Here is an 8,121-nt window from a genome sequence, read left to right as displayed (position 1 = left end):
TGCTTATGCCTGTGGTTCTCTCTGAACATCCCTTCACCTCAAGTCGAATAGCCTCAACTTGAGTCTATCGCATCCCAATATCAGCTTCAATACCAAGGCGCTACCTTTTTGCAGGAACGCCAATTTTCAATTTTGTCTTCATGAAGTTTACCCGAAAGAGATATTGGTTGACGGTGCGGAATCATGGTAGAAATCGTATCAACTGTAGTTCGGCTCCTTTCTTCCCTGGGGAAAACGGCTGAGGAAACATTTCATGTCATCTTCTTGGTTCCACTCAATCCCTTGCCAGGGCATTCTCCGGGGATAACATATCCAAGCTCAAACAGATGCGATGCCAGCAGTGGTTCGTTTTTGAGTCGTTTGTATCGAGTCTCACTCCGAAGAGAGCCCTATCAAGCAGATTGCGTCATACGCAATTATATTAATTGCAGCGCTTCCCCTTTTATCCAAAATAGTATTGAAACCGTCTGACTAGACCTCCTGCCCTTTCTCTTCCTAAATTCGCACCCAAGCAGTTACACTGCCTGGAAATCCGGTCACAATTGTGCGAATGTCTGTAAGAATTGTTCGGCTTCTCCGATGATGTGACGTGTCTCCCTATTCCTCAATCTTCAGTTCCCACTGGCAACAGATGTCATCCTTGCTTTTTCTGGGGGGCCGCTTCAGAGGAGTTATCTTAAGCTTGGGATTCATCATATAGTTCATGAAAAGCTGCGGCTCAGTAACATAGCACACGTGGTCTATCCTCTCAGGGCACTTCTCCTCAAAGTATTCCAGTGACCGGCACCTTTTGACGGTCTGGATGACATGATTCGGGCTCTTGATATCGTACTCCTGGGCAAAAAGGCCCGATATGCTATTATCCAGAGGCAACTGGAGAACCTTCAGGCTATCCAACACGGTGTTCAGTTCGATCTTGCCCAGCTTGGCATATCTGGGATTTACCTTCCGGCTCATTGTTTCCCAGGCTTCAGTCTCGCATTCATTGGCCACCTCCTCCCCGCACCGTTTCTTGATGGCTGCCGTGAAAGCTTCTGTCTGTTGAAGCCAGGCATATTGCCATAGCTCCATGAGTTTTAGGAGAAATTCCTTGGAAAAATCCTCGAACTTCAGATTGGGATTGAACGGACCGCTCAAATCCTCTAATTCCGGTTTGTTGGTCTTCCCTTTGGTTTCCGACATGTATCTCCTTATCTGCGCTCCTGATCGTAATTTCCTTTTAGATGCTCTACCCGGGAAACCGATTTGCCTGTCATTGGACAATTCCTATTTTGTCTGTATAATCACCCCCTTTCATCGAACTGATGGCATGCTAAAATCCGGATTTAAGTGGCATCGTATTCTGCTAGCACGACGATCGATCACGATGTTCCAGCAGTTGTCGACATCTACGGTTTGTGTTTTTGGATTTTCCCCTTTTCATCGGACCCGTGTGGTTAAGCTTGTCCTTTTGGCGGTTTTAGATGACCCCTTCGTCTTTGAGGTGGATGATATCGTCCCAGCTGTATCCCAGAATCTCTTGAAGGACCTGCTCGGTATGTTCCCCCAGTTGCGGTGGGGGTAGCTTGATCACTGAAGTCGAGTTGGCGTTGAAATGGATGGGACACCCGACCATGCGCGTCTTTCCGTAAGTTGGATGTTCATACTCAGTGATGTAGTTGTTGGCCATGACTTGAGGGTCTTCCACCAAATCGGCGAAGCTGTTCACCGGCTCAAAGATAAGGTCTCCCCGAGCATCCATCCTGTCGATCCATTCATGGCGGGGCCTGGAGGCAAAGACCTCGTCGAGGATCTTTATCAGCACGACGTTGTTCTTGGCCCTTTCCCTGATATTCGCGAAACGCGGGTTTTCTCCTACGTCCCCTATTTCAAGGGCCTGGCAGAAGGAATGCCAATAGCGATCCGATTGAAGCATACCAAGGGATATCCACTTGTCATCCTGGCACCTGTACTCATTCCACATAGGATTGGGCGCTTTGGCTCTGGCATACCGCGCTATTTCATTGTTGGTGATCACCTTAGTTTCAACATTGAGACTCATCAAATGAACCATGCTGCCGAGCAGTGAGGACTCCACTTGTTGCCCTATCCCGAACTTCTCTCGCATTAGCAGACCGAGCACTATCCCGAAAGCCGCCATGTTAGCCCCCGTATGGTCAGCGATGGCGCCGTTGATATAGCTGGGCGGCGCGCCCGGCTCTCCGGCAATGGTCATGATTCCCGATCGCGCCATTGCCATCCTGTCATAAGCCGCTCGATCGGCGCCGGGGCCTTTGGGTCCCCAAGCAGAGCACTCCGAGTATATCAACCGGGGATTGTGTTGGGACACAGTAGCATAATCCAAACCCAGCCGGGTGGCCGGCTCACTTCGCAGATTGTGAACAAACACATCCGACTTCTCTACCAGCTTGTAAAGAACCTCTCTGCCCTTTGGCTTGCGCAGGTCCAGGGTAATGGATTTCTTGTTGCAGTTGCCGTGTTCGAACGCTACGTTACGCTGTTTCTTGCCCGTTTGGAGTTCAGCTTGGCTCACCACACCCCGAACGGGATCACCACCGGAGTGCTGAGGCTCGATTTTGATTACCTCGGCCCCCAGGTCTGCCAGCATCCGCGTTGCCAAGCTCTGGAACCATGTCGTGACATCGAGAACCCGATATCCTTCCAGTGGATTAGCCATAATTGTCTCCTCCTCCCCATAGGGCGTGCTTTTTACACGTGCTTGGGTGATCTTCTCTACGTTAAGCGAACCTCAGTTCGGTGCGATCTATTAGTTCCTGTTGCACGTTGGGATCCAGATTGACAAAGAAGGCGCTGTATCCGGCCACTCGGACCACCAGGTCCTTGTATTGACCGGGTTGGCTTTGAGCATCTCGCAGGGTTTTGGCATCCACTACATTGAACTGGATGTGGTTGCCGCCAATATCCATGTAAGTCTTGACAAGGGCCAGCAGCTTCCCCAACGCTTCGTTGTTGTTCAAAGCCGTCGGGTGGAATTTCAAGTTGAAGATGTTCGAGCTGTATTTGACCGCGTTCATGGCCGCAACTCCGGAGTGGATCAGCGCAGTGGGTCCGTTACGATCGGTCCCGGGTGTGGCGGATGTGGAGCCGTCAGTAAGCGTCGTACCCTTCTTTCTGCCGCTGGGAAGCGCTCCCACCACTCCTCCATAGAAGCTGTGTATGGCAACCACTACCCCATGGGGCCTGCCATCATCCTTCCCCAGATGAGACTTATATTTCAGCTCTTCTTTGAGGAACTCGTCATAGAATTCCCTGACGATGCTGTCCGCAAAGTCGTCCTGATTGCCGTATTTGGGGGCCGACAGCAGCAGATGGTGCAAATCCTCGTATCCCTCGAAGTTGGCCCGCAACGCCTGGAGCAACTCCTTCATGGTGATTTTCTTATCCTCGAATATCAGCTTCTTCATCGCCGTCATAGAGTTGGCCACGTCAACCACACCCACCAGACAATCGGCGTCGCTGCCGAACTTGGCGCCGCCCGCCAGAATATCCTTGCCCCTCTTGAGACAATCATCGGTCAGAGAAGCGGCAAAAGGCGTCGGCAAAAACGTTGCATCGACGTTCTCAGCGATGCGGCTGGCCTTTCTGCCCAGTTCGGTGAAGTAGGCAAGCTGTTTTTTGAGAGCTGCGTTCAATTCCTCATAGGTCTGAAAATCTTCGCCTTTCCCTGCTTGAAGGCCCAATTGTTTGCCTGAGATGGGATCGACCCCGTTGTTGAGGGTCATCTCCAGCAGCTTGGGGAAATTGATCAGAGCACCCCAGGCACTGTCGATGGCGTGAACCGGTCCGGTTTGAACGCAACCGACAACCGCAAAATCGTAGGCTTCCTCCAGAGAGCAGTCCTTCCAGCGATCCAGATGGCGCTGTACGGCAACATGGCCATTGATGAAGCAGGGTTTTCCCAGGCCGACTCTCACCGCTTCAGCGCATTTCAGCAGAAACTCGTGGGATAACCCGTTGTGCCATACCACTACAGTACTTGGCTGGAGCATGCGCACCTGGTTTTCGGCCTCCAGAACCAGGAAATCCAGCTCATTGGTGGCATCCCGGCCATCACGGGTGAATCCGCCCAGCGCAAGGGTCTGGCCGGTGTGCAACTGTGCCCCCGTGCTTATGATCTCGCCCAGAAATATTCCGATCTCGGAAAACTTGATGAACAGCAATTCCAGAAGGTCAACGGCTTCTTCTCGTGTAATGCCGCTCTGATCAATATCCTGCCGGTAATAGGGATACATATATTGGGGAAAGCGCCCCGGCGCAATGCCCGGCTCGGCGGCCTCTATCCAGGTGGCGCAATGGATAAACCAGAAGGATTGAACGGCCTCCCGAAAGTTTCTGGCCGGCTTGGCCGGAACCCGGCGGCAAGTTTCGGCAATGCTTCGAAGCTCAGCCTTTCTCCCGGCGTCGGTTTCCTTCTCCGCCATCTCTTCAGCCAGGGCGGCATACCGCTGGGCCCAGGCGATCACTGCCTTGGCCGTGATGATTACCGCATGATAGAAATCCAGCCGGGGGAGATCGTCATGGAGCTCGGGGGCAACCTTGGCCATCTCCTGCTCCGCCTCCTCGATCACGCCTTCGAGACCCTTTGCCAGAACCTTCCCATAGTCTGGATTAGCGAACCCCATGGGGGTTCCGGCCGTATCGCCAAATACGCCGTACCGGTTCAGCTCGCGACGGTCTACCCCTGTCAACGCTTGAAAGATATTGGTCACTTTTGACGCATGCGTCTTATCCCTGAAATAGGCCACCGCCTCATCGATATCCCGCATCTCTTCCGCATTCAAGCTGACATCGCCAAACGAGGTCTTCTTGGACATTCTCATCGCATTGGTGGACCATTCCGGATAGGCATTGACCCCCCGGCGATATCGAGTCAGGCTGCCGACAATGGGATTTTCGTCAATAAACAGCGTCATCCCCCGCAGATATCTGTCGAATACTTTTGCCCGGGTGATGATCGGGGCTTCTCCCCCGGCCTCCCGGTAAGCCTGCACGACGAATTTTATCCGCTCTGTGGACAACCTCACCTCGGTTTCGAAGAAACTGTCCTTTACCCTTTTGACCTTTTCGGTCAGCGTCGCCTTATGCATTACCTGATAGCTCATGATCTCCTCCTCACCTTCGTTTCCGATCTAGCTTGCCTCGGCTGATAAACCACTGGATATTGCAACTGCTTTCTTAAGAGCTTGTCTCTTTGCCGGCTCATTTCGGCTTGAATCGTTTCATGACATCGGCCGCCACCATGCGTCCGCTCTTGATGGCTGCCAGCGAGCACCACCAGCCCGCGGGAGCCGACCTGTCTCCCACCGAGTACAAACCATAGACCGGTGTCTTAATGGGCAGGGTACCCCTTCCCGGAACGTTTCCGGTCACTCCCCAGTCTCCCCGGGCGAAGTTTATCCTCAGAATCTGCACCTGGTTATCGAAATCAGGGATGGCATTCCTCAAGTCCGCAATGGTCATGGCCACCTCTTTCTTGACATCGTAGGGCGGATAGACGGAGGTGGGCACGGTGATCGCTTCAATGATGTGTTTGCCTTTGGGTGCCATCTCCGGACAGATGGGGGTGTAATCGATCATGTTGTACAGCCTGCGGGATTTCACATCCAGGCTCAAACAAGCCGTGCCCTCCAGCATCGGAAGTTGCTTATCGGTCGTTAAGTGAAAACAGATCATCGGCGCGCCCATGATCCGATCCACGTCCTTCAGATAGCCGGGACTGAGATGCTCTTTCCCCACCATTTGCGCGGTCCTCCACGGCGGCGCATTGCTGATGACCACCGGCGCTGTTATTTCGATTGCCTCGCCGTCTTTTTGCACCACCACTCCGGTGGCCGCCCCGCCTTTGACCTTCACCTGCATCGCCGGGCAACGGGTCCACACGTCCCCTCCCATCCCTTTGATGGCCGTAACCATGGCGTCGGAAAACTCGCCGCATCCCAGCGGAGGGGAGGCCCAGGTCATGACGGCCCCCTCCGTGATGCTGCGGAAAAACTCTCCGGCAGCCATTTCATAACTGTTGACACCGATGGCAGTAGTGAAAAACTGAAAAAGCCTCAATATGCTGGGATTATCCGTATATTGCCGGGCCCAGTCATCCAGAGTCATGGAGTAGGAGGGCTCACACCAGGAGACGGCTTTCCCGAAGGCTTTATATACCATCTCCGCCTCCGCCTCGTCCCGGGCGGCCTGACCAATGAGGTTCTTCCAGAGTCCCTTGTTCAGCGGGGCGGGATGATCCTTCCCGTTGATGCGGAAGACAAATGCAGTTTTGGGAGCGCGAAGCTCCAACTCGGCGCCCACTTCCCGACACAGCGCGCCGTGAATTTCATCGCCAATCATGGCCGCTCCGGTGTTGATCTTGAAACCATGATGGTCCAATGTGGCGCATCGGCCACCCACAAACGGCAGCTTTTCAACGACCCGAACATTGTAGCCGGCCTTGGCCAGCAAAGCTGCTACCGTGGTGCCGCCAACTCCACTTCCGATAACCGCAACATCGCATTTGATCTGCTTCATGACTTCACCCCCAACGCATTCATAGGGCAAGCGCCGATGCACTCCAGACACTCTGTACACGTCTGACGGTTTATCTCAATCACCCCCCAGCCTTCCAGGGCTTCTACCGGACAGAAGTGAGTACAGATACCGCATCCGATACATTTTTCTTCGTCAACAATGACCATTCTTCCCTCCATATCTGCTGCTCAAATAATCCATCGATTCTTGACAACCTTGCCTGGTGATAGTATACTGAAGCACCGATAATTGTCGTATCACAATGTTTAGTATGCAGCAATTGTCCTAAGTCAATTAAGAGTATATATTCCAGAAAACCACTTGTCAATAAGTCTTAGGGGCCCTTTCGAAGAATCCAGAGGCTCTGTCACAAGTATTGAATATTGAGAAACACGGTAGAATAAGGCACATGAGCATCGATATTTCCGACCCAACCCTCAAGCTCTGGATGCGGATCAATCTGGCCAAGCACATGCTGAGCATGGAAAGGGCTAGCGAACTCAAGCCTATGCAGATCAGCCCTATCCAGGCAACGACTTTGATAGCCATTAAAGCAGCCCGAAATCCCGTCAATATGGCTCAGTTGAGCTACTGGCTCGGGTGCAGTCCACCGACAACAACCCGACTCCTTGATCGAATGGAGAAGGCGGGCTTGTTAGAGAGAAAACGAGACGGAAAGAATCGCAAAGAAGTAAACGTCCATCTTACCAACATGGGAGAGAGTGTTTTTGAGAAGGTCGTACACAGCCAGGCCGTTCGTGATGCCTTCCAGGTTCTCGATCCAAATGAGCAGGCCCAATTGTTGGCTTCCCTGGAAAAGGTCGCGAGGCACATGTACTCCTCTAATTTTTCAACTTTGCCAAAGACGCGATAATCGGCCTATCTATTCATAGAGGGTTCTGGCTTTTAAAATTGTACACAGATGTTCCGTTTGATAGACCCACAAGTGGTTAATTGGCGCTCATGACCCTTCGAGTGTGACGGTGACGTGCCCCCGATTATGTACCCGTGCAAAGTTAGATTTGTTTTCAGGCCGGATAGCCGGAGGAACTGGTGGCAGGCAGGACAGCCCCCTATGTCACCACCGGTGCTTGGAGCACCTTGAACAAAATCAGGTTACTGGACCAATGCAAAGGCTATTTGAAACTTTCTGTCTAACGCCCACCATTCCAACCCCTCTATACCACGAGTCGAGGCCTTTCTGAGGATCAATTGGGCTTTTCATATGTCCGTCTCACGGCAGAGAAGGAGGCCCGGGTGGACAGCAAGGTATCCACGGTTAGGACTCTCTGCCAGATGGAACGCATCGTTTATCAGCTCAAGGCAGGATAGTATTGAGGAACCTCTGAGCCAATGGGCCGATCCGGACCTGAACCGAGCTTCCTTAAGAGGGTTATCTTCGAGATTGCGGCATCGACATCGGTTGCTGTCCCCTTGAAATCCAATGAATCAGGCATGGAGTAACACGGCAAAGGAGATGGAAAAATGCCTACTGAAAACGCGGCCCAAAGGGCAATAGAGATCACTGAAGAGGGCCATCGCCTCTTGAAAGTCGGCAACCCTGACCAAGCCATTGAGCGCTTT

At 52.6% G+C, this 8,121-nt stretch carries 6 protein-coding genes; 1 reads left to right on the top strand and 5 read right to left on the bottom strand.

The annotated features are described in order from the left end of the window. Window positions 1-597 precede the first annotated feature (597 nt). The 5 genes from PHV74_13330 to PHV74_13310 all read right to left on the bottom strand — a co-directional run bounded on the left by PHV74_13330 (window position 598) and on the right by PHV74_13310 (window position 6,704). Window positions 598-1,182, bottom strand: coding sequence for a DUF6125 family protein (locus PHV74_13330; GenBank protein ID MDD5095340.1), 585 nt, complete (start codon window positions 1,180-1,182; stop codon window positions 598-600). A gap of 277 nt (window positions 1,183-1,459) precedes the next feature. Next, the gene (locus PHV74_13325; protein ID MDD5095339.1) at window positions 1,460-2,677 is read right to left on the bottom strand and encodes a CoA transferase; all 1,218 of its coding nucleotides are present in this window, start codon (window positions 2,675-2,677) and stop codon (window positions 1,460-1,462) included. Window positions 2,678-2,738: 61 nt separating this feature from the next. Continuing rightward, window positions 2,739-5,123: a pyruvate formate lyase family protein gene (locus PHV74_13320; protein MDD5095338.1), complete on the bottom strand. Its 2,385-nt coding sequence runs from the start codon at window positions 5,121-5,123 to the stop codon at window positions 2,739-2,741. A gap of 97 nt (window positions 5,124-5,220) precedes the next feature. Then, a complete protein-coding gene (locus PHV74_13315) occupies window positions 5,221-6,537 on the bottom strand; it encodes an NAD(P)/FAD-dependent oxidoreductase (GenBank protein MDD5095337.1) in 1,317 nt (438 codons plus the stop codon). Further along, a complete protein-coding gene (locus PHV74_13310; protein MDD5095336.1) occupies window positions 6,534-6,704 on the bottom strand; it encodes a 4Fe-4S binding protein in 171 nt (56 codons plus the stop codon). Before PHV74_13310 ends, PHV74_13315 begins: the two co-directional genes overlap by 4 nt. 242 nt (window positions 6,705-6,946) lie before the next feature. Here PHV74_13310 and PHV74_13305 point away from each other — a divergent pair, with 242 nt between their 5' ends. Beyond that, entirely contained in the window at window positions 6,947-7,411 is a 465-nt protein-coding gene (locus PHV74_13305) for a MarR family transcriptional regulator (protein MDD5095335.1), read from the top strand. Window positions 7,412-8,121: the final 710 nt, after the last annotated feature.

The sequence above is a fragment of the Dehalococcoidia bacterium genome, assembly GCA_028711995.1.
Taxonomy (GTDB): domain Bacteria; phylum Chloroflexota; class Dehalococcoidia; order SZUA-161; family SpSt-899; genus JAQTRE01.
This window is presented reverse-complemented; position numbering and strand designations above follow the sequence as displayed.

Coding starts and splice junctions, on each gene's coding strand:
- PHV74_13330 (MDD5095340.1), bottom strand. CDS start 1,182: ATGTCGGAAACCAAAGGGAAGACCAACAAACCGGAATTAGAGGATTTG.
- PHV74_13325 (MDD5095339.1), bottom strand. CDS start 2,677: ATGGCTAATCCACTGGAAGGATATCGGGTTCTCGATGTCACGACATGG.
- PHV74_13320 (MDD5095338.1), bottom strand. CDS start 5,123: ATGAGCTATCAGGTAATGCATAAGGCGACGCTGACCGAAAAGGTCAAA.
- PHV74_13315 (MDD5095337.1), bottom strand. CDS start 6,537: ATGAAGCAGATCAAATGCGATGTTGCGGTTATCGGAAGTGGAGTTGGC.
- PHV74_13310 (MDD5095336.1), bottom strand. CDS start 6,704: ATGGTCATTGTTGACGAAGAAAAATGTATCGGATGCGGTATCTGTACT.
- PHV74_13305 (MDD5095335.1), top strand. CDS start 6,947: ATGAGCATCGATATTTCCGACCCAACCCTCAAGCTCTGGATGCGGATC.